The organism is Cryobacterium lyxosi (assembly GCF_004403345.1).
Taxonomy (GTDB): Bacteria; Actinomycetota; Actinomycetes; order Actinomycetales; family Microbacteriaceae; genus Cryobacterium; species Cryobacterium lyxosi.
Genome location: NZ_SOGT01000018.1, coordinates 1 through 26,281 on the forward strand (window position 1 = coordinate 1; position 26,281 = coordinate 26,281).

Here is a 26,281-nt window from a genome sequence, read left to right on the forward strand (position 1 = left end):
GAGAGGGAAACGCCCGGTCACATTCCGAACCCGGAAGCTAAGACTCTCAGCGCCGATGGTACTGCAGGGGGGACCCTGTGGGAGAGTAGGACACCGCCGGACTTAACTTAGAAACACCAGAAAAGCCATCCCTCACGGGATGACTTTTCTGCGTTAACAACCACCCCGGGTGGTTGTTATGCGTTAACCGAACAGAAGAGGCCACGCACACTGTGCGTGGCCTCTTCTCGTTCAGGTACTAGCGGCGGCGGAGGCCGTCCAGGGCTACGGCAAGCACGTCGTCCGCGAGGTGACCGGCGTCTTCGGGGCCCTCGGGGCGATACCACTCGGCGATCGAATTGACCATGCCGAAGAGCAGGCGCGTGACGACGCGCGGGTCGATGTCGCTGCGCAATGAGCCCTCATCACGGGCTTCGATGACCAGGGCAGAGACCGCTCGGTCAAAGGCGCGGCGACGGGTGAGCGCCAAGCGCTCGACTTCCGTGTTACCACGCACACGCAGCAGGAGGGTGACATACGGTAGCCGAGATGTCAAAATGCGCACGGCCCCCCGAAGCACGTAGGCCAGGCGGTCAATCGCACTACCGGTCAGCGCGCCAGACTCGAGCAGCACGCCCTCGAGACCGTTGAGGGCTTCATCGAGGGCAAGCTGGAGCACTTCGTCCTTGGAGGTGAAGTGGTGATAGATAGCAGCCTTCGACAGGGCCAGCCGCGTCGCGAGCACTCCCATCGAGGTCGCGTCGTAACCGAATTCGTTGAACGCGGTCACGGCGATCTCAAGAATGGCGCGCTGGTCATAGCCGGGGCGGCCGCGTTTAGGTGGGTGTACGTCAGGCATAGGACTTGAGTCTCTCACGCAGGCGTACCGACCATGTCCGGCTAGCGCAGATCGTAGACGCGTTTGTGCTTTCCGGCACTGCGCGGCAGGGTGCCGGGTTCGACTATAAGCACGTTCACGCTCGATCCGATCCGATCCTTGATCAGGGCAATGAGCAACGCACGCGCAATGGCGGATGAGGCATCATTGGCATGCTCGTGTCGTTCGATGCGTACGGTGAGCTCGTCCATGCGCGACGGTCGCGTCAACTCGAGTACGAAGTGCGGGGAGAGGTGCTCGATTCCGAGAACGATCTCCTCGATCTGGGTCGGGAACAGGTTTACCCCGCGCAGAATGATCATGTCGTCGTTGCGGCCGGTGATCTTTTCCATCCGGCGCATTCCCGGCCGCGCGGTGCCGGGCAGTAATCGAGTCAGGTCGCGGGTGCGGTAGCGGATGACCGGAAAGGCCTCCTTGGTCAGCGACGTGAAGACGAGCTCGCCGGTTTCTCCATCGGGCAGGCTGTGTCCGGTGTCACCATTGATGATCTCGGGCAGAAAGTGATCTTCCCAAAGGTGTGGGCCGTCCTTGGACTCGATGCACTCATTGCCGACACCAGGCCCCATGACCTCGCTGAGGCCATAGATGTCGAGCGCATCGAAATCGAGGCGGTCCTCAAGTTCCAGACGCATTTGATTGGTCCACGGCTCTGCACCGAGCACGCCGGCCTTCAGGCTCGAGCGGCGTGGATCAAGACCGGCAGCAACCATGGCGTCGGTGATCGTGAGTAGGTAGCTGGGCGTTGACAGGATGACGTCGGGCTCGAAGTCGGTGATCATCTGGACCTGCTTGTTGGTCTGGCCGCCCGACATAGGAATGACGCAAGCGCCCAGCGCTTCAATGCCGGCATGGGCGCCGAGCCCGCCCGTGAACAAACCGTAGCCGTAGGCGTTGTGCACCTTCATTCCCGGGCGCACGCCAGACGCACGCAGGCTGCGGGCTACCAGACCAGCCCACATAGCGAGGTCGTTCTTGGTGTACCCGACCACGGTCGGCAGGCCGGTTGTCCCTGACGATGTGTGAATGCGCGCGACCCGGTCCATCGGTACCGCGAACATGCCGAAGGGGTAGGAGATCCGCAGGTCGTCTTTGGTGGTGAAGGGCAAGAGCGAGATATCTTCCAAGCTGCGAATGTCGCCGGGGTGCACACCGGCAGCATCAAATTTGCGCGTATAGAGGGGCACATTCTCGTAGGCGTGCCGCACGGTGTTCTGTAACCGAATCAGTTGCAGCGCGCGGATTTCGCCCTGGGACATCCGCTCGGCCGCGTCGAGTTCGTCGAGTGCCGGTGCGTGCAGACGGGTCTTAGTCAGCGTTGACATGGTGCCTTCCGGAAGGGTTAGAGGTGACTGCTGTCGGGAACGGGCAAGTTGGTGGTGCGGCTGTGACCGCGAAATTCGGCGATGGTCACGTCGTTGTCCACGGTGATCCGGACGTCATAGATGCCGCTGCGGCCGCTCTTCACGCGCAGCAGTGCGGTCGCGGTGAGATTCTGGCCGCTCGTGGTCGGCGCCAGAAATGTGATGTCAGCACCAGCGGCCAACGTGACGTGGTGCGAATCATTGCAGGCAATGGCGAACGCCGTGTCGGCGAGGGCGAACACGAAACCGCCGTGGGTCACATCAAACCCATTGAGCATGTCGTCACGTACGACCATGGATACCACCGAGTAGCCGGGTTCGTTTTGGTGCACGATCATTCCCAGAGAAGCGGATGCCCGGTCGCGCTTCATCATCGCCTGGCTGCCGACAGAGCGCGATTCCGTCATTCGGTTCTCCTCGTTGAGTGGCCGTTTCGGTCGGGGTTGCCCGGCCGATAATGTGACTATATACTAACTGAACGATCGGTCGGTAATAAATCGCGCATCCGTGCCCGACATTGCCAGCGTGCGCCACTTTAGCGCCGTCCGCTTGTGCACGAAACCAACCACGATCACCGCAGTCAACGCAGACCAGGAGCCGATGATGACAAGCACCATCACGCCCGATACGAGCGCAACCGCCGATATCAGCGTCGAAGAGCAGCAGTTCAACGACTTGATCGAAGCCGACTCGCGCATCGAACCGCGCGATTGGATGCCTGAGGGGTACCGTAAGTCACTCGTGCGCCAGATCTCGCAGCACGCACACTCGGAGATCATCGGCATGCAGCCCGAGTCGAACTGGATCACTCGCGCCCCGAGCCTCAAGCGCAAAGCCATTCTCATGGCCAAGGTGCAAGACGAAGCCGGCCACGGCCTCTACCTCTATTCCGCCGCGCAGACCCTCGGCGCCACCCGCGATGACATGACGGATGCCCTCATCGCCGGCAAGGCGCGTTACTCGTCGATCTTCAATTACCCGACGCCGACCTGGGCAGACATGGGCTCGATCGGATGGCTGGTCGACGGTGCCGCTATCTGCAACCAAGTGCCCCTCTGCCGTGCCTCGTATGGTCCCTACGGTCGTGCGATGGTGCGCATCTGCAAGGAAGAATCTTTCCACCAGCGTCAGGGCTTCGAAATTCTGCTTGAACTTATGGCCGGTACCCAGGAGCAGCGCCAGATGGCCCAGGAGTCGGTCAACCGGTGGTACTGGCCCGCGCTCATGATGTTCGGGCCGCCCGACGATGACTCGCCCAACTCCGCGCAGTCCATGGCGTGGAAGATCAAGCGTCACTCCAATGACGAACTGCGCCAGCGCTTCGTGAACATGCTCGTTCCCCAGGCGGCCGTGCTCGGCGTCACCCTGCCCGACCCCGACCTGCACTTCAACGAGCAAACCCAGCAGTGGGATCTTGGTGAGATCGACTGGACCGAGTTTCACGAGGTGCTCGCCGGTCGCGGCCCGAACAACGCCCAGCGTCTACAGCGTCGACGCGACGCCCACGATGACGGCGCGTGGGTGCGCGAAGCCGCCGCAGCCTATGCCATTAAACAAACCGCCCGCAAACAGTTTGCACGAACCGAAGAAATGGCATCCAAATGACCACTCCCGGCGATTCCGCTGCTGAAATCTGGCCCCTCTGGGAGGTCTTCGTTCGCTCCAACCGCGGCCTCAGCCACGTACACGTTGGCTCCCTGCACGCTCCCGACGAAACCCTCGCCGTGCGCAATGCCCGTGACCTGTACACCCGCCGCAATGAGGGCGTCTCGGTCTGGGTCGTTCCCGCCGCCGCCATCACCACGAGTGATCCAGACGCCAAGGGCGCCTTCTTCGAATCATCCGCCGGCAAGAACTACCGCCACGCGAGCTACTACTCCAAGAGTGAAGGCGTGAAGCACCTATGAACGACGACACTGTGAACATTGACAGCGCCGGAGCGGATGCCGACGACCACGGTCACGTCGCCGTCGCTGTCACCACCCTCGACGCTGAACTCATCGAGGGCACGTCGAACGCGACACCCGACATCGCGGAGTACGCCCTGTGGCTCGGCGATGACGCGCTGGTCCTGGCCCAGCAGCTTGGCGCCTGGATCTCCCGCGCACCCGAGCTTGAAGAAGACGTCGCCCTCGGCAACGTCGCCCTCGACCTGATCGGCCACGCCCGGTCCCTGCTGCACTACGCCGGAACGGCGACGAACCGTACCGAAGATGACCTCGCCTACTGGCGTACCGAGCCCGATTTTCGGTCGCTGCACATCGTCGAGCAGCCCAACGGTGACTTCGCACACACGATCGCACGCCAGTTCGTCGTGTCCCACTACTTGTTCGAGCTGTACAGCCGGCTGCGGGCATCCGCTGATGAAACGCTTGCCGCGATCGCCGCCAAGGCAGTGAAAGAGGTCGACTACCACCGCGACCACGCGACCCAGTGGGTGCTGCGCCTGGCGCAGGGCACCGACGAATCGCGTCGCCGAATGATCACCGCCCTGTCCGACCTGTGGCCCTACGTCGACGAGATCTTCCGGGACGAACCACTCATCGACCGCCTCGAAGGAATCGCGGTGCGCCCGTCGAGCCTGCGCCCCGCTTTCGACGCCGCCATCGCACCGGTGTTCGCCGAAGTCGAAGTCGAACTCCCCAGCGGATTCGTCGCCTCGGGCGGAGGCCGCATCGGGAAACATTCCGAACACCTCGCCTTTCTCCTCGCCGAGATGCAGGTACTCACCCGCGCCCACCCCGGAGCATCATGGTGACCGCTGCCGCGCACGAGGCGATCTCGCGCCCGCGTCCCATCGACGCGGCTTCGCTCGCCGCCTGGACGATCGCCGCGCAGGTCGTCGACCCCGAGATTCCGGTACTCACCATCGAAGACCTCGGTGTGCTGCGGTCGGTCAGGGTCACCCGCGATACTGTCGCGGTGACCCTGACGCCGACCTACAGCGGATGCCCCGCCATGGACGCCATGCGCGACGACGTCCTGGCGGTGCTTGTGAGCGCTGGCTACGAGAATGTGTCGGTGCGGCTCGTACTCAGCCCGGCCTGGACCACCGACTGGATGAGCGAGATCGGTATGAATAAACTCCGCGAATACGGCATCGCCGCCCCAACCGGGCACGCGACCGTGCGTGGTTCCGGCCCAGCCGGCCCCATTCGTCTGAAAATGGCCGTCAAGTGCCCGCGCTGCTCTTCACTCAACACCCGCGAGCTCGCGCACTTCGGTTCCACCTCCTGCAAGTCCCTCTACGAATGCCGAGACTGCCTCGAGCCGTTCGACTACTTCAAGGTGCTCTAATGGCCGCAACACGTCTCGAATCCACCACGCAGACTGCCACGACTCTGGCGCCGGTCAAGCACCGCGCCCGCTTTCACACCCTGACGGTGGCTGAAGTGCGCCCGCTCACGGCCGACAGCGTCGAAGTCACTTTCCTCGTCCCCCCCAAACTGCAGGGCGCGTTCAACTACCTGCCCGGCCAGCATCTCGCCCTGCGCGCCACGATTGACGGTAAGGAGCTGCGTCGCAGCTATTCGATCTGCCGACCGGAGACATCCGGCCAGATCAGTGTCGCGATCAAACGCGACCTTGGCGGCGCGTTCTCCACCTGGGCCAACAGCGAGCTGCATGCCGGAGACACACTCGACGTGATGAGCCCGCAGGGCAGCTTCGTTTCCACCCTGCAGGGCCGAAGCCATAAGCACATCGTCGGAGTGGCCGCTGGTTCGGGAATCACCCCGCTCATGGCGCTCGCGCACACCGTGCTCGCTGCCTCACCGACGTCGATGTTCACCCTCGTGTACACCAACCGCACCGCGCTCGACGTGATGTTCCTCGACGAACTTGCCGAGCTCAAGGACCGTTACCCAGCCCGTCTCGCGCTCTACCACGTGCTCTCTCGCGAGCAGCGCTCATCCTCGTTGCTCTCCGGCCGCATCGATGAGGAGAAATTTCGGCGCATGCTCGACACGATCCTGCGCCCCGCTACGGTCGATGAGTGGTTTCTGTGTGGTCCGTTCGAATTGGTGCAGCTCTGCCGCGACACGCTCGAGAGTACCGGCGTGGATCGGTCCCACGTGCGCTTCGAGCTGTTCACCACCGGCGAACCCTCGGCCGCACACGGTGACCGCGGTCGGCCGGTCATCATCGGCACGGGGGACAAGACTTACCAGATCGAGTTCACACTCGACGGCCAGAGCAACACGGTCACCACCCCGGTAAACGCGAACGAGAGCATTCTGAATGCTGCCCTGCGGGTGCGGCCCGACGTTCCCTTCGCCTGCGCCGGAGGTGTCTGCGGAACCTGCCGCGCCAAACTGGTCAGCGGCGACGTCACCATGACCGAGAACTACGCGCTCGAGCCAGAAGAACTCGCTCGCGGCTATGTCCTGACCTGCCAGTCGCATCCGACCACCGACACCGTCGTCGTCGACTATGACACGTGACAGCCCAGCATCTGACAGCCCAGCATCTGACAGCCCGACATTCAACAGCGTAGAAAGCGGATGCCGTGATTGAGCTCTCAATAGACAACGACGTCGCCCACATGGTGCTGAACGCGCCCGACAAACTCAACGCCCTCGATGAGGCCGCAATCGTCGAACTCGACGCGGCTTACCAGGAGGCTGAGCGGGCTGGCGTGCGCGCACTCGTACTGAGCGGCGTGGGCCGGGCCTTCTGCGCCGGCCGCGATATCGCGGCGGTCGACCCGGGCACCGATGACGTACTCGGCTACCTCGATGATCTGGTCACCCCGCTGCTGCAGCGCATGAGCAGGTTTCCGGCACCGACCTTCGCGGCCGCCCACGGCGCGTGTCTTGGAGTGGGCCTCGGCCTGCTCATCGCCACCGACGTCGTCTATGTCGCCGATACCGCCAAGATCGGGTCACCGTTCGCCAACCTCGGTGCCACCCTCGATTCGGGTGGACACGCCCTCTTCGTCGAACGCCTCGGCGCGCACCGCACACTCGATCTGATCTACAGCGGACGCCTTATGTCTGGAGCCGAGGCCGTCGCCGGCGGCCTGTTCAGCCAGGTTTTTGCAGCGGCGGAGCTGAACGCGGCGACCGAGCAGGCAGCCGCGCGCGCGGCATCCGGCGCCACTCAGGCTTTTCTTGCGAGCAAGGCGCTCGTGCAGTCGCTGCGCGACGAACGCCTTGGACTCTGGCAGAGCATGAGCGACGAGAGCGCCGCCCAGGCGGCGCTCTGCGCCACGGGCGATTATCGCGAGGGTTTCGCCGCGTTCCAACAAAAGCGCCAGCCCGCCTTCACCGGGCGCGCCTGTCCCTCCCCGCACTGAACCGAAAAATAATGCCGACGGCCCGCTCGATCCACGATGACTTGCCGACCGTGGTCGATCACTAGCTTCCACCAGTCTTTTTGCAAGGTCTGTCAGTTATTCTGAAAGAGGATGCTCGAAAAAAGTCACCCTGGACGATACCGGAGAGGGGCCGTCATGCACACACGCTGGGCCCGCTTCGCACGCGGCTGGATCGTTGCCGTGCTTTCGACCTTTGCCGCAGCCCTGTCGCACACACTCGGTGGTGACTCAGCACCCGGTCTGCTGGCGGTCGTCGTATCGCTCGCCTTCGCCGGCATGGTGTGCGTCGCTCTCTCGGGTCGTACCCTGTCATTCTGGCGTGGTGCCGCATCCGTGCTGATCAGCCAGCTCATCTTTCACGGACTGTTTTCACTCGGCGCACCCGGTGGCACGCTCGGCGCCGAGGCCCTCGCCGCGTCGGGTACCCACCAGCATGCGGCGCTGCCCGGTCTGATCGGCCCGCTCGCGCCGGGCGGGGGCGCTGATATCACGCATGACGGTGCGACCATGTGGGGCGCCCACCTCGGAGCCGCCATCATCACTATTCTGGTGCTGCGTTCTGGGGAGCGCGCGTTCTGGGGCCTCGTCGAAAGCGTTCGCGTGGGCGTGCGTACCCTGTACGTGCCCGCACCGTTGGTCGTGCCGGTCGCGGCACCGCTTCGCATCGGGCACGAGGCGCCGGTGTTCGCGCCGCGCGATCTGGTTCTCGTGTTATCGGCCATGCGGCATCGTGGCCCGCCGTCCAGCGCGTTCTTTGCCTGACACAGCCACGAACCAGACCATTTTCCCCGCCGCACCGAACGAATAACACGGTCCGCTCCGGCCCCGTTCGGTTGGCGCCGGGCACCCCACGCTAAAGGATAATCATGAAGTTCACGACCCCTCGCGGTGCCGCCCCCACACCGGCCGCCCCCACACCGGCCGCCACCGCCCAACGCAAGCAGTCGGTCTAGCACCGTGCGCGCCAACACGACGCCCGACGAAGCGACAGCCCCCCTCCATCGAACTGTGCACCAGAAGTCGACCCGCCGGCAGACTGCTTCGGCCACTCGCCGCGCGGCCCGAGCCGTGTTCGCGGTCGTCGTAGCTGCAGCGGCCCTGGGCTGGGGCGCGGCCCCGGCATCCGCTCACAACAGCGTCGTCGGTTCCTCACCGGCGGCCGACGCGGTGGTGACCGAGCAGCCCGGTGTGCTCTCGGTCACCACGAGTGACCAGTTGCTCGATCTCGGCGCATCCGGCTCAGGGGCCGCGATGGTCGTCACCGGGCCGGCCAGTGCGCCACTGTTCTACGGTGACGGGTGCGCAACGGTCTCCGGTGCCACGATCGAAACCGCGGCGCAGCTCGGTGCGGCCGGGCAATACACGGTGATCTGGCAGGCGGTCTCCACCGACGGCCACTCGATCTCAGACGAGTTCACTTTCGACTGGAAGCCAGCCCCGGGCCAGTCACTCGCCGACGGTGCGACCGCGGCTGCCTCGTGCGGGATCGAAGCGGATGCCGCCACAACGGACGTCACCGCGGACACCGGATCGAGTGCCTCCAGCGACAGCGCCCTCCCGACCATCGCCTGGATCGGCGGAGCCTTCGGCGCGGTCCTGCTCGCTGGCGCAGTGACCCTGCTCGTCCTGCGCCGCACACGCCGTAGCTGACCCACTAGGCAGCGGGTAAATGCGTGCTTCAGGTACCGCGAAGCACCCAGTTACCCGCTGTCGCGGATCGGATTGGCGCGGGGGAACGTGTCAGGGGGGCCGGGTAAAGTTATGCAGGTGAGTTGGAACGCTGAGCTGCCCGGAAACCCCGACGACGTTGAACCACCCAGTGACTTCGATGGCCCGAGCGACTTCAACGGCCCGAGCGACTTCGACGGCCCGAGCGACTCCGATGCCCCCGACGATTACGACGCTCCGCCGCCAGAGTCGGACCGGGAGTACGCTGGCAGCCAGTTTGTCGGGCGGCAGCCGGCCAAACCAGCCGTGGCACCCGCTTCGAGCCAACGCAGGGGGGCAGCGGCCACCCGGTCCGCCTTCCCGGTTCGCGCAGCGACTCGCAAGTTCGCCACCGCAGCCGAAGCCCTGCACACCGTGTTCGGCTACGACTCGTTTCGCGGCGACCAGGCCGAGATCATTGCACAGGTCGTCGACGGCAAGGACGCAGTCGTGCTCATGCCCACCGGCGGCGGCAAGAGCCTGTGTTACCAAATTCCCGCGCTCGTGCGACCCGGCACCGGCATCGTCGTCTCACCCCTCATCGCCCTGATGCAAGACCAGGTGGATGCCCTCACTGCCGTGGGTGTGCGCGCCGAGTTCCTCAATTCCAGCCAGGATTCGCAGACTCGCAACCAGGTCGAACGCGACTACCTGAATGGTGACCTCGACCTGCTCTACGTCGCCCCGGAGCGGCTGTCGAACGAGGCTACCAAGCAGCTGCTCGAGCGCGGTACCATCGCCCTGTTCGCCATCGACGAGGCCCACTGCGTGTCGCAGTGGGGACACGATTTTCGGCCGGACTACCTCGCGCTCAGCGAACTCGCCGACCGCTGGCCGGGCGTGCCGCGCATCGCCCTCACCGCCACCGCGACGGACGCCACGCACCAGGAAATCACGACCCGCCTGCAGATGGGCAACGCCAAGCATTTCGTGGCGAGCTTCGACCGGCCCAATATTCAGTACCGCATCGTCGGTAAGGCCGAGGTGCGCAAGCAACTGTTGTCCTTCCTCAAGACGGAGCACCCCGGCGACGCCGGAATCGTCTACGCGCTCAGCCGCAAGACGGTCGACCAGACCGCCGAGTTTCTGCGTCAGAACGGCGTCAATGCGCTGCCGTATCACGCCGGGCTCGACGCAGGACTGCGCGCCAGCACCCAGTCCCGGTTCCTTCGCGAAGAGGGCGTCGTCATCGTGGCCACGATCGCGTTCGGTATGGGGATCGACAAGCCCGACGTGCGCTTCGTCGCCCACATCGACCTGCCCAAATCGGTCGAGGGCTACTACCAGGAGACCGGTCGAGCCGGCCGCGACGGCGCCCCGGCCACGGCCTGGCTCGCCTACGGCCTGCAAGACGTCGTGCAACAGCGTCGCATGATCGACGAATCGCCGGGCGACCTCGGCCATCGGCGCAAACTCTCCGCCCACCTCGACGCCATGCTCGCCCTCTGCGAAACCGTGCACTGCCGCCGCGTCAACCTGCTGCGCTACTTCGGCCAGACCAGCGAACCCTGCGGCAACTGCGACACCTGCCTGGAACCGCCCGAAGCCTGGGACGGCACCATCCCCGCCCAGAAACTGCTTTCCACCATCGTTCGCCTGCACCGCGAACGCAACCAGAAGTTCGGCGCCGGCCACCTCATTGACATCCTCCGCGGCAAAGAAACCCCCCGCGCCACCCAATACCGGCATACCGAACTAAGTACCTGGGGCCTTGGCGCCGATCTCAGCGACCAGGCCTGGCGTGGCGTCGTGCGCCAAATGCTGGCCCAAGGGCTGCTCGCTACCTCCGGAGAATACGGAACCCTCGTGCTGACGGATGCCGCCGCCGAAGTTCTGGGGGGCAGTCGCGATGTGCGACTGCGGCGCGAACCCGACCGCCCCGCACGTTCCAGCGCCGCCCGCCGCCCGAGCGCAGCGAAAGTCGCGGCCGCCGACCTCAGCACGGCCCAGGAGACCCTGTTCGAGGCGCTGCGGGTGTGGCGTTCGGCCGAGTCAAAGGAGCAGGGCGTTCCCGCCTACATAGTCTTCGGTGACGCTACCCTCATCGCTGTGGCCGCAGCAGGCCCCACCACGCTCGCCGCGCTCGACGGCATCACCGGTATCGGTGCTAAGAAACTCGAAGCCTACGGCGCAGCCCTGCTCGAGGTCGTCGCGACTTCCGCGTGATCGTAACGGTGCGCTATTTGTGTGGGAGCGCAGGTGTGCGCGGCTCCATGTTGTAGTAAACCTACAAAACGGATGCCGAGGGCGGCAGCTCTCGTTGTTGCCCCCGCACCGCGCGTTTCACGACCACGACCATGCGGCCCTAACGTTGCGATCATCACTTTCGCGCGAACAGTTAGGACCACCCATGGTTGACACGAAACAGCGCTCCAGCACCCGATCGATGAGCCTCGATCCCAGCCTCGATCCCAGCGTCGACACGGGACCCATCAAGTCCATCGGTGATCCGACCGCCCCCGCAGTCAACGTCGAACAACTCGGGCGCCAGCTGCTCGGCACCTGGGCTGACGTGCGCCTCGCCGCCCGAGAAGTGACCGCGCGCCCCGATATGCAGCGCATCGAGGGCCTCTCCATGGCTGACCACCGACTGCGCGTTCTCGAGCAGCTCAAGGTACTCGCAGCCAACGGCCACGTACTGCGCGCCTTTCCCAAGCACCTGGGCGGTCAGGACGACCACGGTGGAAACATTGCGGGCTTTGAAGAACTCGTCATTGCCGACCCGAGTCTGCAGATCAAGGGCGGCGTTCAGTGGGGCCTGTTCGGCGCCGCTGTGCTGCACCTCGGCACCAAGCCGCATCACGATAAGTACCTTCCCGGCATCATGGACCTGAGCGTGCCGGGCGCGTTCGCCATGACCGAAATCGGTCACGGCTCCGACGTGGCGAGCATCGCGACCACCGCGACCTTCGACGCCGCCACCGGCGAGTTCGTGGTCAACACCCCGTTTCGCGCTGCCTGGAAGGATTACCTCGGCAACGCCGCGAAGGACGGCATCGCCGCCGTCTTGTTCGCGCAACTCATCACCCAGGGCGTCAACCACGGTGTGCACGCCTTTTATTTGCCGATTCGCGATGAAAACGGGGACTTTCTGCCCGGTGTCGGCGGTGAGGACGACGGTTTGAAGGGGGGCCTCAACGGCATCGACAATGGTCGCCTGCACTTTACCGACGTGCGTATCCCGCGTGAAAACCTGCTCAACCGGTACGGCGACGTCGCCCGGGACGGCACCTACTCCAGCCCGATATCAAGCCCCGGGCGTCGTTTCTTCACGATGCTGGGCACACTGGTGCAGGGTCGTGTATCGCTCGACGGGGCCGCCACCGCGGCATCCGCTCTGGCCCTGACCATCGCAATCACCTATGGAAGCCAGCGTCGGCAGTTCACCGCCGGCAGCGACACTGACGAGGAGGTCATCCTCGACTACCAGCGGCACCAGCGCCGGTTGTTTCCGCGCCTTGCCACGACGTACGCCCAGACCTTCGCACACGACGAATTTCTGGTGAAGTTCGACGACGTGTTCAGCGGCAAGGCCGACACCGACGATGACCGGCAAGACCTCGAGACCCTCGCTGCCGCGCTCAAGCCACTCTCCACCTGGCACGCGCTCGACACCCTGCAGGAAGCCCGTGAAGCCTGCGGCGGCGCCGGCTTCATGGCCGAGAACCGCCTCGTGGGGCTGCGCGCCGACCTCGACATCTTCGCGACCTTCGAGGGCGACAATAACGTGCTGCTGCAGCTCGTCGCCAAGCGTCTGCTCACCGATTACAGCCGTAAATTCGCCACAGCGGATGCCGGCGCCCTCGCCCGCTACGTCGTGCAGCACGCCGCTGGTCGCGCCTACCACGGCACAGGCCTCCGCACTCTCGGCCAGTCCGTTGCCGACCGTGGATCAACGGCCCGCTCGGTCGGCGCCCTCCGCGAGAGTGATGTGCAGCGCGAGCTGCTCACCGATCGGGTCGAGAGCATGATCGGTGAGGTCGCCGGCAAGCTGCGCGGTGCTACCAAACTACCAAAGAAGCAGGCCGCCGACCTGTTCAACGCACACCAGAACGAGCTCATCGAAGCAGCACGTGCCCATGGCGAACTACTGCAGTGGGAGTCGTTCACCCGGGCGCTCGACGCCACAGCGGATGCCGGCACCAAGCAGGTGCTCACCTGGCTGCGCGACCTGTTCGGCCTCGGCCTGGTCGAGAAGAATTTGGCCTGGTACCTCATTCACGGTCGTCTCTCTGCCCAGCGGGCCCAGGCCGTAACGGCCTACATCGACCGGCTGATCGCGCGCATCCGTCCGCATGCCCTCGATCTCGTCGACGCGTTCGGCTATTCGCCAGATCACCTGCGGGCTACGATCGCGAGCGGTATCGAGCGTGAACGCCAGAACGAGGCGCGCGACTACTACGCCGACCGGCGGGCGTCGGGGGCCGCTCCCGCACCCGAAAAGTCGGTCAAACGGTAGGGCAGGGCGCGTCGTACTCAGGTACGACACCGGTGGCGCAGAACCATCCCCACGGTTGATGCGCCACATAGGGGGTAAACCATACCGTTTGGTATGGGGGCTTCAACGCAGTGAATCGGGGCCTTATCCACCAACGGAATGAGGCAGTCGTGATCCAGGCACAGTCCCTGACCAAGCACTATGGAAGCAAGACCGCGGTCGACGCGATCGACTTCACGGTGCACCCCGGCAAGGTCACCGGGTTTCTCGGGCCGAACGGCGCAGGCAAGTCCACCACCATGCGCATGATCGTGGGCCTGGACCGACCCAGCGCCGGATCGGTCATCGTCAACGGTAAGCCGTACCACGAGCACAAGGCGCCGCTGCGTGAGGTCGGAGTGTTGCTCGACGCCAAGGCCGTGCACACCGGCCGAAGTGCGTTCAACCACCTGCGCGCCATGGCCGCAACGCATAACATCCCCACTAGCCGGGTGCACGAGGTCATCAACCTCACCGGCCTGGAGTCCGTCGCCCGTAAGCGCGTCGGCGGTTTCTCGCTCGGCATGGGCCAGCGTCTCGGCATCGCCGCCGCGTTGCTCGGCGACCCAGCCACTCTCATCCTGGACGAGCCGGTCAACGGCCTCGACCCCGAGGGTGTGCAGTGGGTGCGCAAGCTCACCAAACAGCTCGCCGCCGAGGGCCGCACCGTGCTGCTCTCCTCGCACCTGATGAGCGAGATGGCGCTCACCGCCGACCACATCATCGTGCTCGGCCGCGGCCGGGTGATAGCGGATGCCTCGGTCGCCGATATCATCGCCTCGGCCGCGCAGAACACGGTTCGCGTGCGCAGCCCGCATACGGCGGCACTCGCCGCCCTGCTGGCACAGGACGATGTCACCATCACCAACGTCGAGCAGGACGTGCTCGAGATCAGCGGACTAACCGTGACCGAGATCGGTGACCGCGCCGCTGCCGCCCAGATCTCCCTGCACGAGCTCTCGGCGGTCAATGCTTCCCTTGAGGACGCCTATATGAAACTCACGCAGAACGAAGTGGAGTATCGCACCGGCGATGCCTCTTCCCCCACCGAAGCGGAGGTCGCTCGATGAGCACCCAGACCCACCAGATAACGCAATCCGCTTTTTTGGTCCCCTTCGTTTCAACCGGCTCCGGGCTCAGCTTCAGCGGCCTGCTCAAGTCTGAATCGATCAAGCTCTGGAGCCTGCGCTCCACCTACTGGACCTTTTCCCTCGTCGTCGTGGCCGCGCTGGGGCTCGCCGTGGCGATGTCCTTCGCCTTGTCGCCGGAAACGGCCGGATTCGACCCGGCCACCGGTGCCGCCATGGCCGTCGATAACGCGCAGATGTTCGTCATCGTCTCCACCACCGGATTGGGCCTTGGCCAAATGATCGTCGCTGTTCTTGGCGTGCTCTCGATCAGCGGCGAATACTCCACTGGCATGATCAAATCGACGCTCACCGCGGTGCCGGACCGTTTGGCCGCGCTCTGGGCCAAGGTAATCGTGGTGTTCGGGTTCACCTTCCTGGTGGGCCTGTTCAGTGTGCTCGGCTCGTTCCTCGTAGCCACCCCCATCCTGGGGTCCCAGGACGTCACTGCAAGCCTGTTCGACGTCGACGTGATCATGCCATTGCTCGGCAACGTGCTGTTCCTCGCGCTCATCGCGGTGTTCTCGGTTGGTATCGGCACGATCGTGCGCAGCAGCGCTGGCGGCATCGCGACGGTGCTGGGCATCATCCTGCTCCTGCCGACGGTTGTGGCATTGTTTTCCCTACTCGTCGAGTGGGTTGCCGACATGATGCCGTTCATGTTCACCGTGGCCGGCTCCGAGATGATCGCCCCGACCATGGTGGAATCCTGGCAGGCGCTCCTGATCGTACTCGCGTGGGTGGCAGTGAGCCTCGGGATGGCCGCGTTGCTGCTCAAACGACGGGACGCCTAACCCGTACCATCGAAGAATGAGCACCAACACCTCTCTTCCCGTGCGCGACTTCGCGCCGGGGGGAGTGGTGGCATTGCCTACTCCATCCGGGGTGGTGCGGCGGTTTTGGAGCCTACATCCACACGTGGCCGACGCGCTGATCGCAGCGATCTACGTGGTACCGATGGGGCTCACCCTCGTGGGCAACGTCCTGGCTGTCGAGCCTGCTCCACTCGGCGATATCGTACTGAACGTTGCCATCGCGCTGGTTCTGGCCGTCGCCCTGATCTTTCGACGACGGATGCCCCGGCTCGTTTTGGTCATCACCTGGATCAGCCTGCTCACCTTCACCGACTATGGCGAAGCGAATCTCGTCGCCCAGCTCCTCGCGCTCTACGCGGTTGCGGTGTACTCCGATGCGCGCAGCGCGTGGATCGGGTCTGGGGCGTCAACGCTGCTGGCAAGTCTGGCCGCCTGGCAGACCGATAATCCGGCCGATTTACCGTGGATTCCGGTGGCCATCCAGATCGGGATCATGATGCTGGCAACGACCCTGGTTGGCGTCAATGTGGGAAACAGCAGACGTTACGTGATCTCGTTGGTCGACCTGGCCGCGCAGCTGACCCGTGAACGCGACCAGCAAGCTCAATTCTCACGCCTGTCCGAGCGAAACCGCATCGCTTCCGAAATGCACGACGTTGTCGCCCACAGCCTGTCCGTTATGGTGGCGCTCGCCGACGGTGCCCATGCCATCGCGCCCAAGAACGTCGAGCGCTCCCGTGCGGCGATGCTCGACATCGCCAGCACCGGGCGCCGATCGATGACCGAGATGCGGCGTCTGCTCGGCATACTCGATGTCGGTATCGAGCCGGCCCCGCGTTCGCCGCAGCCGGGAATCGACCAACTGGCTGATCTCGTCGAATCCTTCCGGTCGACCGGACTGCCCGTCGTCTTGGAACGCAGCGGCCGCGAACCGGCCAATCCGAGCGTGCAGCTGACGATTTTTCGACTGGTGCAAGAGTCGCTCACCAACGTGCTGCGATACGCGGATACACCCACACGGGTCGTAGTGGAGTTGCACTCGGCCCCCGGAACTATCGAGGTCACCATCAGCGATAACGGTCGGAAACGCCGGGAGGCGGGCGCGCGTGCGTTTGGCCGCGGCTTGATCGGCATGCAGGAACGGGTGTCCATTTATGGCGGCGACTTTGAAGCCGGAGCAGGAATCCACGACGGATGGCGCGTGCACGCCGCGATGGCCTTCGAGCACGAGTCACCATTAGTCGAGGAGCGCAGATGACCGTACCGGAATCAACCCCACCGCCTGAACCCACCCGCATTATGCTCGTCGACGACCAAGCGCTCCTGCGCGTGGGCTTTCGCATGGTGCTCGAGGCCGAAGACGATTTCAGCGTCGTCGCCGAAGCAGCCGACGGCGTGGAGGCGATCGCGCTCGCCACGAGTGCGCGCCCGCAGGTCATTCTGATGGACGTGCGCATGCCGGGGCTCGACGGCATCGAGGCTACGCGACAAATCATGGCGGCCCACCCGAACACCCGCATCATCATTCTCACCACCTTCGACCTCGACGAGTACGCCTTCGGCGGTCTGCGCGCCGGCGCGAGCGGCTTCCTGCTGAAAAACTCCGAACCGCGGGAGCTGATCAGTGCCATTCGCACGGTCGTCTCGGGGGAGGCATCCGTTTCACCACGGGTGACCCGCCGCCTGCTCGACCTCTTTGGTACCCACCTGCCACAGCCCGACGCCGAAAACGGATGCGCAGCCCAGGCCCTCGCGCAGCTCACCGAGCGGGAAACGGAGGTCTTTCTCGCTATCGCCGAGGGGCTGTCCAACCCGGAACTGGCCGAGCGGTTTTTTCTCTCCGAATCAACCGTGAAGACCCATGTCGGCCGAATCCTGCACAAACTCGGCCTTCGAGACCGGGTGCAAGCGGTCATCTTGGCCTACGAACGGGGCCTCGTCGGACAGTGACCGTCGGCCGGTTTCGTCACCGGCCGGTTTCGTCACCGACCGCGGCCTTCGATCAGTCTGGCGCAGTCGATGCACAGCTCCGCCGTCAACAGGGCGGACAGTCGGGCGGCCCCGATGGGCTTACCGCATCGGATGCAGGTGCCATAACTCCCGTCAGCGATTCGGGCAAGCGAACGATCGATTGCGGCGACTTTCTCATTGAACTCGCCGTGGACACCGACAATTCGCGACCACTCACCCGAGAGAGTCGGACCTTCTGGGTCGTGCTCGTCGTCGGCCGATCCGTCGCTGCGCGCCTCACGCACGCTCGTGAGCGATTCTGCCAGCCGGTTCAGCTCGGTCACCGTCAAGGCGCGCTGATCCCTGAGGGCCTGGTCGAAGCGCCGGAGCTCGGCGTCCGAGAGAGAGGTGCGCGCCATGATCTATCGTTGCACGCCCTGACCGCTTAGTCCCAACGGTGGATTTGTGAAATCTATCAACCTCCGATCGGGGGAATAGGCTCGTCGCATGCGTACCTTCTATCCCGAGATCGAACCCTACGAAACCGGCATGCTCGATGTCGGTGACAACCAGACCATCTACTGGGAAGCCTCCGGCAACCCAAACGGCAAGCCGGCGGTCTATCTGCACGGTGGCCCGGGCGGCGGGTCAGGTCCGAACCAGCGTCGGGCTTTTGACCCGGCGAAGTACCGCATCATCTTATTTGACCAGCGCGGTTGCGGTCTCAGCACCCCGCACGCGAGCGAGCCCGACGTTGACCTGGGCGTCAACACCACCTGGACCCTCGTGGCCGACCTCGAGAAACTGCGCGAGCACCTCGGCATTGACCGTTGGCTGGTGTGCGGCGGATCGTGGGGCAGCACTCTCGCCCTCGCCTACGCCGAGACCCACCCGGAGAAGGTGACCGAACTCGTCGTACGCGGCATCTTCACCCTGCGCCCGGTTGAACTCGACTGGTTCTACGAGGGCGGTGCCGCCGCGATCTACCCCGACCTGTGGGAGTCCTTCGTCGCGCCCGTTCCTGAAAACGAACGCGGCCACCTGATCGAGGCCTACGGCCGGCTGCTGCACGACCCCGATCAATTCGTGCGCGAACGTGCTGGCGTGGCGTGGGCCACCTGGGAATCCTCGACCATTACCCTGCTGCAGGAACCCGACAAGATCGTCCGCTTCTCTGACCCCGCTTTTGCGGTGGCCTTCGCCCGCATCGAGAACCATTTCTTCGCCAACAAAGGCTGGTTCACCCCCAACCAGCTCATCGACAACGCCTCCCGCCTCGCCGACATCCCCGGCGTCATCGTGCAGGGCCGTTACGACATGTGCACCCCAGCGTTCACCGCGTGGGACCTGCACAAGAACTGGCCGGAAGCCGAATTCTGCCTCATTCCCGATGCCGGCCACGCCTTCGACCAGCCCGGCATTCTCGATGCCATTATTGTGGCGACCGACCGCTTCGCAACCTAACCCAGTGAGAATTTGTCAGGCAGTCCTCGCGGATCTGCAATACTGACCGCATGACCGACTCGAACTTCGCTTCCCTCGCCGTGGTGGTGGTGAATTTCGGGTCGGCAGCGTTGCTCGAAGAGAACCTCCAACCGCTGTCCCGATCGGCACCGGGCCTGCACATCGTGGTCGTCGACAATTTCACCGACGTCGCGGAGCAGGCCAGGGTGGCGGTGATCGCCGAGCGCGAGGGCTGGCAGCACGTGCTGTCGCCGACCAACCGCGGCTTCGGTGGCGGGATGAACCTCGGCGTCGCGTGGGCGCAGCAGAATGGGCGCACCCATTTTCTCCTCTTGAATCCGGATGCCGCCATCCCCGCCGACCAGGTCGCCCGCCTGCTCGAGGCCGTCACCCTGCATCCGCTCACCCTGGTCTCGCCCCGCATCCTGCGGCCGGACGGTACGGTGTGGTTCGACGGTAGCGATCTGTACCTCGAAGACGGGCGCGTGCGCGCCACTCGCAAGCGCGGGGACCACCCGGGCATACGGGTCACTCCCTGGCTGAGCGGCGCGTGCCTGCTCATCAGTGATGACCTCTGGCGCCGGGTGGGCGGGTTCAGCGACGACTATTTTCTGTACTGGGAAGACGTCGAACTCTCACACCGGGTGCTGTTGGCCGGGGGAGAGGTCACGGTTTGCGCCGACGCATACGCTACTCACGCGCAGGGCGGTACTCAGGGCGCCGGCCAACACAGCGCCGGCCAGGCCAAGTCGTACTCCTATTACTACTACAACGTGCGCAACCGCCTGGTTTACGCGGCTCGCAACCTCACCGACGACGACCGCCGAAGATGGCGCCGACGCAGCGTGCCGGCGGCTTGGGAGGTCATTTCCCGCGGGGGACGACGGCAGCTGCTGACCTCGCTGCAGCCGCTTCTGGCTGCGGCCCGCGGGCTGCGCGACGGCCTCGCTTACCGGCCGGTACCTACCTCCACGCCGACGCCTGCCCCAACCAGAACGACCTAGCGCTTGCGCCGCCGAGTGAACCGCTTGGCGTACTCGAGCAGAGTCACGAAGTCAGTGCGCCGCACGCCGTAGAACTGCAGCGGGTTGATGTTGAATTTGCGATACATGAACCACAAATTCAGGTTGCTTGAAATGAGGTTGCCGGCCAGGGTCGCCAGCGCGGCTCCCATTGCGCCGAACGGTGGTGCCAAGACGATCAGCATGCTGATATTCACCAGGCAGGCGATCAGAAGCGACACGCTGCGCAGGCCTGGGCGACCGCGGGCGCTCAAGCCGGAGCCGCCGATCGACCCGGGGGTGCCGAGCACCACAGCAGCGAGCAGCACACCGGCCACCGGCAGTGCGGGGCGAAAATCCTCGCCGAACAGAAAAGGCAGCCACCACAACATGCTGATGCCGAGGAACGCGGCGGCCAGCCCGCACAGCATGGTGCTGATGCGAGCCGAGGAGGCGAGACGTGCGTCGACGGAATCAGCAGCATCGGTCACAAAAGTCACGTCCCGCACCGCCTGGTTGATGATCAGCGGTAGTTCACTCACGCTCACCGCGACCACGTACAACCCGAGCTGGTAGGTGCCGGCGAACGGTGTCATGAGCACCTGGTCGAGCCTGGACAGCAGAATTCCTGACAGCGAGCCGACCCAGATGCGCAGTCCATAGCTCAGTAGTCCGGCGGTGCGCGCCTCGCGCGGAACGTCAAAGGCTCGTGGGTCGAGGCTGCGCATGCGCCCGATGTAGACGAACAGCCCGGTCACCGGCATCGCGGCCACCGCGATCGTCGCCACGAGCGGCGTCAGGTTGCCGGTGAGCCAGAACGGAATGAGCACAGCGAGCCGCAGAGACGAGGTCACAATGCGCTCTATGGCAACCAGCCGCCAGCTTTGGGTAGCGGATGCTACTCCCCGGAATACGCCGACGAGCAAATTGGGCACAATGGCCAGGCAGGCCACCAGAATAAGTTGCTGCACCGTCGGGTCGCCACCGCTGAGCCAGGCCGCTGACAAAGCGACGGCGCCCATGGCGAGCAGCCCCGCGATAATCAGAATGAGCACGCCCCGGTTTGAGGCGTTGCGGGCCAGGGTGGGGTTACGGGCGATCGCCCAGGTGACGGCTTCGGGAACACCAAAGGTTGCTACCGTGACCACGAGGGCGAGAGGCGCGGTGGCAGCGGCCACAGCACCACGACCGTCGACCCCGAGCGCCTGGGCCAGGATCGGACCGGAAAACAGCGCGACAAGGGGGGGAAAAGCGTTTCCGATCAGCGCGATCGTCATGTTGCGCGACACCGAATTCGGGGCGGTGGTCCGGCCTGAGGTGGAGCCCGCTGAAGGCTCGACCGCACGGTCGATGGCCCGCTGGGCGGCCATCGGCCCTCGGGGTCGCCTAGGTGTCATCGCTGCTCACCACTCGAAGCGCGGGAATCGACCGCAACACGAGCGAATCACGGGGGTCATCGCGCAGTATCCGCTCTCGTTCTGCGTCGCCCACGCACGCCGCGAACTGGGCATCATTGCCGCCCTCGGTCACATTCTGTCGGTACAGGGTGCCCCGCTGCGAACCCGGAATGGCCGGATACTCGGCCTGAGCCTCACCCACCTGACGGGCGCGAATGCCGTGCCGAACAGCGACCGAATAGACCCACAAATCGTCCGCCCGCGGAGCGACCCGCAGAAAGGCATCACCTTCGGCGCGCAGCGCATCGAGCAGGCCGAGCGGGTAGTAGATCCCGGAGACGCCGGTGCAGAGCGTTCGATAACTCGCGGCGGTCCCGCGGGCCGCGACCCAGCGAGAGTAGAGCGCCACCCGATCGCCGTCAAAGGTGACCGTGTGGGCGCGCTGCCCGACGATCTCCAGCGGATGCCGGGCGGCCGCCTCGAGTAATTCGGCCAGCCAGGTGCGCGGGTATAAGACGTCGTCGTCGGCAGCAACCAGCGGGAGCGTCGGTGTGGAAGAGGCGTATGGAAACTGTTTTTTATGCGGTCCAAAGTCGGGGCAGGATTGAATTTCCAGGCCGCGCCGCTGCAAACGACGCAGTGTGGCCGGTGGGTGCGCGAGCGCCGCGGCGTCATCGAGCCAGAGGATGAGACGCCGGGGGCGGATTCGCCCGGCGGCGATGGTCTCGAGGGCATAGTGCACAAGGGCGATCCGATGGCCGAAGGAGGTCAGGTTTACCACCACGGCGCCCGATCCTGTCACTGATCGGCGGCTCAGCCGATTGGTCAGGCGCAGGCCCGCAAGGCGTAGCTTGACTTTGGCCCGCTGCGTGAGAGCAGCGGGGTCTCGGCGCAGATCGGTGACAAGCCGATGGATGGTGTTGATGACCACGTTATTGATGACCACGAGCTGCTTCCGGTTGCACAATGAATATCTCTCACGAAATCGCCACTATACAGGCCGTGCCACCCACACCCGCGCCCCCTTCTCGGGGGGATGATTTTCCCTTAGTTCGAGAGAGTTCGCCCTTGTCTCTTCCATACTGAGCCGTCTATTGTTATGCACGATGCGGCTGCGCAACAGGGGCTGGTGCCCGAATCGTCCCTGTGCGGCCCGGGTGGTGGTTGCTATTGATCTCTCAGGTGCGCTCCAATATCACCGCGATGCGACCTGCTCCGGTGCCGCTCAAGCGCACCCGCGCGGGACGTTCCGTGCACCAGGCCCCGCCCCTCGTCAATAAATTCATTGCCATTGTTGTTCTGGTCGTTGTCGCGTTGCGCATCGATATCGACCGAGGCGTCACTGTGGGCGCCGTGGTCTGCGTGGCACTGTTCCCTGTTTGGTTCCCAATCCTTCGCCAATATTGGGGCGCTCGGCTACTCCTGGTCGGCGGCCTGGTCGCGATCGGCTCGGGTATCTGGCTCACCGTCCTATCCGCGCCCACGCACCAGGCGAGTCTCGGTCAGGCGTTCGGGTCGATCGCCGGTCTCGTCGGGTTGATCGCCGGCGTCGGCTTCGTGCTCTGGGCGCGCACCGTCCTGCCCGACTCCCAAATCGCCATCTGGTACGGTGCCGGAATCCTGCTCGGTGTCTCGCCGTCGAGTGAGCTGTACGCGGCGAATCCCTGGCGTTTCGGCTATTCGGTAGCCCTGACGATTCTGCTGCTCGGAATCACGCTGCAGCTGCACCGCCGCTGGCTGGAGCTGGCCGTCGCGCTGGTACTCACCGTCGTGGCTACCTTGACGGATGCCCGCTCCGCGTTCGCGTTCATGCTGCTGACTGTGCTGCTCGTCGCCTGGCAAATGCGTCCGACCCGGCCCACGCGCGGCAAGTCGGCGCTGCGCGCCCTCCTCGGACTCGGAGTTCTTGGTCTCATCGTCTTCAACGTGATTCAGGCGCTCATCCTCGACGGCGCGCTCGGTGAAGCCACCCAGCAGCGTACCCTCGCGCAGCTCAACGAGACCGGTTCGCTCATCCTCGGCGGGCGCCCCGAACTCGCGGCGACGATCGCGCTCATGCAGCACCAGCCGTGGGGCTTCGGTGTTGGCACCGTGCCTAATCCAGTAGACATACTGGCCGCTAAGACCGGCATGGCTGCGATCAACTACGAGCCGAATAACGGCTATGTCGACAACTACATGTTTGGCGGCCACATCGAACTGCACTCGGTCATCGGTGACTTCTGGGCGGCCTTCGGCATTCCCGGCCTTACGCTCGCCCTTATCATCCTCGTGCTCATCGTGCGCAGTATCGGCGTACACGTGGCAGCCAACACCGCCAGTGCCGTGCTGCTGTACCTCGGCATCAAAGCCGTCTGGTTCATGTTCTTCGGCCCGTTTTTCAGCTCATCCGTGCTGCTCGTTCTTGTTCTCGGACTCCTCATCACCCGCAGGGTGCCGACCGAAAGGGATGCCGCGCTGCAGCGCCCCGGACCCCTTCGGCCCACGATGGCACAGCGTCGACGATGAGCGCCACCAAACCCGCGGCCGAACGCGTTGGCTGGGTGGATACCGGCCGGGGCATCGCTATCCTGCTCGTCGCCCTGTTCCACTCAGCGAACTGGCTGATTGGCGCTGGTTTCGATATTCCGTATTGGCGCGAAATCAACGAGTCACTGTCCTCGATGCGCATGCCCTTGTTCTTTGTTCTGTCGGGCCTGTTCGCCCCCAAATGGCTCCTCAAGCCGTGGCGCGATCTGTGGACGGTCAAGTTGCGCCTCTACCTCTGGGTCTTCCTGCTGTGGGAGGTGGTTGGTTCGATCGTGTTTCTGATCAACCAGACCGTGACAGGCGTAGGGTTCGGCGTGCGGCACGCCGTACTGGACCTCGTGGCTTCTCCCGTGTTGCCTCGGTTCGAACTCTGGTTCATCTGGGCCCTATCGATCTTTTTCATAGTGGCCAAGCTCTGTCGTCGCGTCAATCCACGGCTGCAACTCGTCGTTGCCGGCGCAGTTTCTGTCGTGGCACTCAGCGGACTCGATACGCCTAATGTCGGGTGGTCCGGGTCGCTCAAGTACTACTTCTTTTTTCTGGCCGGCATCTACCTGCGCAGCTGGATCATTCGCATCGGCACGGTCGATAATCGGCTGCTCGTGGGTGCCGCCATGTTCGTCTGGGTGGCCGTCACCACCACCGTCGCGCTGCTGGGGCTGCGCGATGTTTTCGGCCTGTACTTTCTGAACTGTCTGGTCGGTGTCGTCGGCGGGATTGCGTTCAGCCGCACCCTGCGCGGCGTACGCTGGCTTGGGATGATCGGGCGCACCACTTTGCCCATTTACCTGGCGCACACACCCATCGTCATCCTCATTTCCTCCGTGCTGTCGCTCCCGATCCTTTTGAGTGCGGTAGCCGTCATTGCCCCTGTGATGCCTCTCGTTCTTGCCGCGACGGCCGTGCTGTTCGCACTCGCGCTGAACCGGTTTGCATCGCGCAGCTGGCTGCGCTACGCCTATGAGCCGCCGCCGTTCGTCACTGAACTCGAGTGGCGCCACCGCCGCTCAGACCGCCCCGCACGATCGGCGGAGCCAACGTGATCTCAACGAATACGCAATGCTAATTTGACGTAATTTCATTTTTGGGTAACACTCTAGTAGCTATCGGCGACACCCTACAGTTGTCTCACCTGCATACCCGAACGTGCACCACCCGAAATGAATTCATGACCGACCACGTCTCACGTTCTCATCGCCGACCGCTCACCCTGACCCCGCAGTATTCTCGCGGCATGCACCAGCACCACCCCGCCGTGCATCGTTATGACCCATCTCGTCCAGACCTTGCCCGTGTCGATCTGACGAATGCAGTTCGTCTGCAACGCACTCGGATGCGGCGCAAGATCAGCACGCGACCCCCAGTTTTCGTGGCCGCAGCTACCCTCGCCGTTCTGATTCCGTTGGCCGGCTTGGCGGTCCCGGCCCAGGCGCAAACCGGAGGCGTCGTTCGGATCGCCACCGCGAGTGCCGGTAGTACCGGAGTCCCTTCCGGTACGACCCTGAGGGTGCACAACGGCGATCTCAATATCACCCAGGCCGGTACCGTCATCAGCGGCTTGGACATTCGCGGCCTGGTCAAGATCAACGCGATCAACGTGACGATCAAGAACTCGATCATTCGCGGACGAAGCGTTAGCGCTCCCGCTGCGCTGGTCAATAACCTCGGTGGGCGCTCGGGTCTGAAAATCATCGACTCGGAGTTGTATCCGTCACAGCCGTCCCCCGATATCAATGGCATCTACGGCTACAACTTCACGCTGACCCGCGTTGACATCCACGGCGTCATTGATGGTGCTCACGTGACCGGCAGTAACGTCACGATCGCGAATTCCTGGCTGCACGGCAACCTGCACTACACCAGTGATCCGAATCAGGGCGGAAAGCCCAGCCATGATGACTCCATCCAGATTCAAAAGGGCAGCAACATCAAGGTGTACGGAAGTACGCTGAGCGGTTCCCACAACGCCGGAGTGCAGATCACGCAGGACACCGGTGACGTCTCGAACTTCTCCTTCACGAACAACTTCGCCGACGGCGGCGCCTGCACCATCAACGTGGCCCAGAAGTCGTATGGTCCGATCTACGGCACCGTCATCACCGACAATAAGTTCGGACGCAATACCAGAGTGGCCAACTGCGCCATCATCTCGCCCAGCACGACCAAGATCAGCACCGCGCGCAACTACTACACGCCCGATAGCTTGACAGTCTCGGTGCATGCGGGCTAACCCCGGCAGACCAAAGCCAAAGCCCTCGC

The 26,281-nt window shown here is 64.3% G+C and carries 25 protein-coding genes and 1 rRNA gene; 20 read left to right on the forward strand and 6 right to left on the reverse strand.

Annotation, left to right across the window (positions count from 1 at the left end; genetic code table 11):
- Nucleotides 1-102 (forward strand): 5S ribosomal RNA (gene rrf / locus E3T27_RS15510); the annotation flags it as partial.
- Between the two features lie 136 nt (nt 103-238).
- Here rrf and E3T27_RS15515 read toward each other — a convergent pair.
- Genes E3T27_RS15515 through paaI form a run of 3 tightly spaced genes read right to left on the reverse strand, consistent with a single transcriptional unit; the run spans nt 239 to nt 2,645 of the window.
- The gene (locus E3T27_RS15515; RefSeq protein WP_134573865.1) at nt 239-838 is read right to left on the reverse strand and encodes a TetR/AcrR family transcriptional regulator; all 600 of its coding nucleotides are present in this window, start codon (nt 836-838) and stop codon (nt 239-241) included.
- Between the two features lie 41 nt (nt 839-879).
- A complete protein-coding gene (gene paaK / locus E3T27_RS15520) occupies nt 880-2,199 on the reverse strand; it encodes a phenylacetate--CoA ligase PaaK (protein ID WP_134573867.1) in 1,320 nt (439 codons plus the stop codon).
- Nucleotides 2,200-2,216: 17 nt separating this feature from the next.
- The gene (gene paaI / locus E3T27_RS15525) at nt 2,217-2,645 is read right to left on the reverse strand and encodes a hydroxyphenylacetyl-CoA thioesterase PaaI (RefSeq protein ID WP_104195903.1); all 429 of its coding nucleotides are present in this window, start codon (nt 2,643-2,645) and stop codon (nt 2,217-2,219) included.
- A gap of 196 nt (nt 2,646-2,841) precedes the next feature.
- Between paaI and paaA the strand changes: the two genes are divergently transcribed.
- From paaA to E3T27_RS15595, 14 genes are all read left to right on the forward strand, one after another.
- Nucleotides 2,842-3,843 (forward strand): 1,2-phenylacetyl-CoA epoxidase subunit PaaA, encoded by a 1,002-nt coding sequence (gene paaA / locus E3T27_RS15530; RefSeq protein ID WP_420898077.1) that lies wholly within the window; start codon nt 2,842-2,844, stop codon nt 3,841-3,843.
- Nucleotides 3,840-4,145, forward strand: a complete 306-nt coding sequence (gene paaB, locus E3T27_RS15535; protein WP_134573871.1) for a 1,2-phenylacetyl-CoA epoxidase subunit PaaB — start codon at nt 3,840-3,842, stop codon at nt 4,143-4,145. Before paaA ends, paaB begins: the two co-directional genes overlap by 4 nt.
- Nucleotides 4,142-4,996: a 1,2-phenylacetyl-CoA epoxidase subunit PaaC gene (paaC, locus tag E3T27_RS15540; protein WP_134573873.1), complete on the forward strand. Its 855-nt coding sequence runs from the start codon at nt 4,142-4,144 to the stop codon at nt 4,994-4,996. The genes paaB and paaC overlap by 4 nt, the downstream gene beginning before the upstream one ends.
- On the forward strand, nt 4,990-5,535 hold the full coding sequence (gene paaD, locus E3T27_RS15545) for a 1,2-phenylacetyl-CoA epoxidase subunit PaaD (protein WP_134573875.1): 546 nt from the start codon (nt 4,990-4,992) through the stop codon (nt 5,533-5,535). The genes paaC and paaD overlap by 7 nt, the downstream gene beginning before the upstream one ends.
- Nucleotides 5,535-6,680 (forward strand): 1,2-phenylacetyl-CoA epoxidase subunit PaaE, encoded by a 1,146-nt coding sequence (gene paaE / locus E3T27_RS15550; RefSeq protein WP_134573877.1) that lies wholly within the window; start codon nt 5,535-5,537, stop codon nt 6,678-6,680. Before paaD ends, paaE begins: the two co-directional genes overlap by 1 nt.
- Nucleotides 6,681-6,745: 65 nt before the next feature.
- Entirely contained in the window at nt 6,746-7,534 is a 789-nt protein-coding gene (locus E3T27_RS15555) for an enoyl-CoA hydratase/isomerase family protein (protein ID WP_134573879.1), read from the forward strand.
- 156 nt (nt 7,535-7,690) lie between these two features.
- Nucleotides 7,691-8,317 carry a hypothetical protein gene (locus E3T27_RS15560; protein ID WP_134573881.1) on the forward strand — a complete coding sequence of 209 codons (627 nt, stop codon included), beginning with the start codon at nt 7,691-7,693 and terminating at the stop codon, nt 8,315-8,317.
- A 195-nt stretch (nt 8,318-8,512) separates the two neighbouring features.
- Nucleotides 8,513-9,205 carry a copper resistance CopC family protein gene (locus tag E3T27_RS15565; protein ID WP_166786242.1) on the forward strand — a complete coding sequence of 231 codons (693 nt, stop codon included), beginning with the start codon at nt 8,513-8,515 and terminating at the stop codon, nt 9,203-9,205.
- A gap of 117 nt (nt 9,206-9,322) precedes the next feature.
- Nucleotides 9,323-11,428 (forward strand): DNA helicase RecQ, encoded by a 2,106-nt coding sequence (gene recQ / locus E3T27_RS15570; protein WP_420898078.1) that lies wholly within the window; start codon nt 9,323-9,325, stop codon nt 11,426-11,428.
- A 184-nt stretch (nt 11,429-11,612) separates the two neighbouring features.
- Nucleotides 11,613-13,721 (forward strand): acyl-CoA dehydrogenase family protein, encoded by a 2,109-nt coding sequence (locus E3T27_RS15575; RefSeq protein ID WP_134573887.1) that lies wholly within the window; start codon nt 11,613-11,615, stop codon nt 13,719-13,721.
- A gap of 149 nt (nt 13,722-13,870) precedes the next feature.
- Nucleotides 13,871-14,809 carry an ABC transporter ATP-binding protein gene (locus E3T27_RS15580; protein WP_134573889.1) on the forward strand — a complete coding sequence of 313 codons (939 nt, stop codon included), beginning with the start codon at nt 13,871-13,873 and terminating at the stop codon, nt 14,807-14,809.
- Nucleotides 14,806-15,660: an ABC transporter permease gene (locus E3T27_RS15585; RefSeq protein ID WP_134573891.1), complete on the forward strand. Its 855-nt coding sequence runs from the start codon at nt 14,806-14,808 to the stop codon at nt 15,658-15,660. The genes E3T27_RS15580 and E3T27_RS15585 overlap by 4 nt, the downstream gene beginning before the upstream one ends.
- Before the next feature lie 16 nt (nt 15,661-15,676).
- Entirely contained in the window at nt 15,677-16,939 is a 1,263-nt protein-coding gene (locus E3T27_RS15590; RefSeq protein ID WP_134573893.1) for a sensor histidine kinase, read from the forward strand.
- Nucleotides 16,936-17,631 (forward strand): response regulator, encoded by a 696-nt coding sequence (locus E3T27_RS15595; protein WP_104195916.1) that lies wholly within the window; start codon nt 16,936-16,938, stop codon nt 17,629-17,631. Before E3T27_RS15590 ends, E3T27_RS15595 begins: the two co-directional genes overlap by 4 nt.
- Nucleotides 17,632-17,663: 32 nt before the next feature.
- Here the strand turns inward: E3T27_RS15595 and E3T27_RS15600 are convergent, their stop codons facing one another.
- Nucleotides 17,664-18,050, reverse strand: a complete 387-nt coding sequence (locus E3T27_RS15600; RefSeq protein WP_134573895.1) for a TraR/DksA family transcriptional regulator — start codon at nt 18,048-18,050, stop codon at nt 17,664-17,666.
- Nucleotides 18,051-18,138: 88 nt separating this feature from the next.
- Between E3T27_RS15600 and pip the strand changes: the two genes are divergently transcribed.
- Both pip and E3T27_RS15610 read left to right on the forward strand, forming a co-directional pair.
- The gene (pip, locus tag E3T27_RS15605) at nt 18,139-19,095 is read left to right on the forward strand and encodes a prolyl aminopeptidase (RefSeq protein WP_134573897.1); all 957 of its coding nucleotides are present in this window, start codon (nt 18,139-18,141) and stop codon (nt 19,093-19,095) included.
- A gap of 50 nt (nt 19,096-19,145) precedes the next feature.
- Nucleotides 19,146-20,099: a glycosyltransferase family 2 protein gene (locus E3T27_RS15610; RefSeq protein ID WP_134573899.1), complete on the forward strand. Its 954-nt coding sequence runs from the start codon at nt 19,146-19,148 to the stop codon at nt 20,097-20,099.
- Here E3T27_RS15610 and E3T27_RS15615 read toward each other — a convergent pair.
- Both E3T27_RS15615 and E3T27_RS15620 read right to left on the reverse strand, forming a co-directional pair.
- On the reverse strand, nt 20,096-21,466 hold the full coding sequence (locus E3T27_RS15615; RefSeq protein WP_166786243.1) for an oligosaccharide flippase family protein: 1,371 nt from the start codon (nt 21,464-21,466) through the stop codon (nt 20,096-20,098). The two genes, E3T27_RS15610 and E3T27_RS15615, sit on opposite strands and share 4 nt — an antisense overlap.
- Before the next feature lie 16 nt (nt 21,467-21,482).
- On the reverse strand, nt 21,483-22,439 hold the full coding sequence (locus E3T27_RS15620) for a hypothetical protein (RefSeq protein WP_134573903.1): 957 nt from the start codon (nt 22,437-22,439) through the stop codon (nt 21,483-21,485).
- A 236-nt stretch (nt 22,440-22,675) separates the two neighbouring features.
- On the opposite strand from E3T27_RS15620, the gene E3T27_RS15625 reads away from it, so the two are divergent.
- The 3 genes from E3T27_RS15625 (at nt 22,676) to E3T27_RS15635 (ending at nt 26,252) form a co-directional block, all read left to right on the forward strand.
- Nucleotides 22,676-24,001 carry an O-antigen ligase family protein gene (locus E3T27_RS15625; RefSeq protein WP_166786244.1) on the forward strand — a complete coding sequence of 442 codons (1,326 nt, stop codon included), beginning with the start codon at nt 22,676-22,678 and terminating at the stop codon, nt 23,999-24,001.
- Entirely contained in the window at nt 23,998-25,065 is a 1,068-nt protein-coding gene (locus E3T27_RS15630; protein ID WP_134573907.1) for an acyltransferase family protein, read from the forward strand. The genes E3T27_RS15625 and E3T27_RS15630 overlap by 4 nt, the downstream gene beginning before the upstream one ends.
- A 125-nt stretch (nt 25,066-25,190) precedes the next feature.
- On the forward strand, nt 25,191-26,252 hold the full coding sequence (locus E3T27_RS15635; protein WP_134573909.1) for a right-handed parallel beta-helix repeat-containing protein: 1,062 nt from the start codon (nt 25,191-25,193) through the stop codon (nt 26,250-26,252).
- Nucleotides 26,253-26,281 lie beyond the last annotated feature (29 nt).

Coding starts and splice junctions, on each gene's coding strand:
- E3T27_RS15575 (WP_134573887.1), top strand. CDS start 11,613: ATGGTTGACACGAAACAGCGCTCCAGCACCCGATCGATGAGCCTCGAT.
- E3T27_RS15560 (WP_134573881.1), top strand. CDS start 7,691: ATGCACACACGCTGGGCCCGCTTCGCACGCGGCTGGATCGTTGCCGTG.
- E3T27_RS15630 (WP_134573907.1), top strand. CDS start 23,998: ATGAGCGCCACCAAACCCGCGGCCGAACGCGTTGGCTGGGTGGATACC.
- paaI (WP_104195903.1), bottom strand. CDS start 2,645: ATGACGGAATCGCGCTCTGTCGGCAGCCAGGCGATGATGAAGCGCGAC.
- E3T27_RS15590 (WP_134573893.1), top strand. CDS start 15,677: ATGAGCACCAACACCTCTCTTCCCGTGCGCGACTTCGCGCCGGGGGGA.
- E3T27_RS15610 (WP_134573899.1), top strand. CDS start 19,146: ATGACCGACTCGAACTTCGCTTCCCTCGCCGTGGTGGTGGTGAATTTC.
- E3T27_RS15585 (WP_134573891.1), top strand. CDS start 14,806: ATGAGCACCCAGACCCACCAGATAACGCAATCCGCTTTTTTGGTCCCC.
- E3T27_RS15600 (WP_134573895.1), bottom strand. CDS start 18,050: ATGGCGCGCACCTCTCTCTCGGACGCCGAGCTCCGGCGCTTCGACCAG.
- pip (WP_134573897.1), top strand. CDS start 18,139: ATGCGTACCTTCTATCCCGAGATCGAACCCTACGAAACCGGCATGCTC.
- paaB (WP_134573871.1), top strand. CDS start 3,840: ATGACCACTCCCGGCGATTCCGCTGCTGAAATCTGGCCCCTCTGGGAG.
- E3T27_RS15615 (WP_166786243.1), bottom strand. CDS start 21,466: ATGGCCGCCCAGCGGGCCATCGACCGTGCGGTCGAGCCTTCAGCGGGC.
- E3T27_RS15515 (WP_134573865.1), bottom strand. CDS start 838: ATGCCTGACGTACACCCACCTAAACGCGGCCGCCCCGGCTATGACCAG.
- paaD (WP_134573875.1), top strand. CDS start 4,990: ATGGTGACCGCTGCCGCGCACGAGGCGATCTCGCGCCCGCGTCCCATC.
- E3T27_RS15635 (WP_134573909.1), top strand. CDS start 25,191: ATGACCGACCACGTCTCACGTTCTCATCGCCGACCGCTCACCCTGACC.
- paaA (WP_420898077.1), top strand. CDS start 2,842: ATGACAAGCACCATCACGCCCGATACGAGCGCAACCGCCGATATCAGC.
- paaE (WP_134573877.1), top strand. CDS start 5,535: ATGGCCGCAACACGTCTCGAATCCACCACGCAGACTGCCACGACTCTG.
- paaC (WP_134573873.1), top strand. CDS start 4,142: ATGAACGACGACACTGTGAACATTGACAGCGCCGGAGCGGATGCCGAC.
- E3T27_RS15595 (WP_104195916.1), top strand. CDS start 16,936: ATGACCGTACCGGAATCAACCCCACCGCCTGAACCCACCCGCATTATG.
- paaK (WP_134573867.1), bottom strand. CDS start 2,199: ATGTCAACGCTGACTAAGACCCGTCTGCACGCACCGGCACTCGACGAA.